This window comes from Mesorhizobium sp. M7A.F.Ca.CA.002.09.1.1 (assembly GCF_003998555.1).
Lineage (GTDB): Bacteria > Pseudomonadota > Alphaproteobacteria > Rhizobiales > Rhizobiaceae > Mesorhizobium > Mesorhizobium ciceri.
Genome location: NZ_RZRR01001642.1, coordinates 1 through 410, shown reverse-complemented (window position 1 = coordinate 410; position 410 = coordinate 1). Strand labels below are relative to the sequence as shown.

At 67.6% G+C, this 410-nt stretch carries 1 protein-coding gene; it reads left to right on the top strand.

What is annotated here, in order from left to right; all coding sequences use genetic code 11:
- Window positions 1-410: cobaltochelatase subunit CobN (locus tag EN994_RS35115; RefSeq protein ID WP_206530598.1), on the top strand; the 410-nt coding region annotated here is incomplete at both ends.

Below are 410 nucleotides of genomic sequence, written 5' to 3'. Positions count from 1 at the left end.
GCCTATGATCTGGGCAGGGCAGCGGCGGAGGAAGTCGTGCGCGGCTACATGCAGTCGCATGGCGACTGGCCACGCTCGCTAGTCATCGATCTCTGGGGCTCGGCATCGCTGCGCACCGGCGGCGAGGAGATCGCTCAAGGCCTGGCGCTGATGGGCTGCCGGCCGCAATGGGATTTGGCCACCGGCCGCATCACCGGCATCGAAGTGCTGCCGCCGGCCACGCTCGGAAGGCCACGCGTCGATGTCACATGGCGCATATCAGGCCTGTTCCGCGACATGTTCCCGACCCAGATCGCGCTGATCGATGCCGCAGCCAACGCGGTTGCCGCGCGCGACGAGGACGATTCGGAAAACCCGCTCGCGGCCAAAACCCGCGCCGACGGCAAGATCAGCCCGCGCATCTTCGGCAC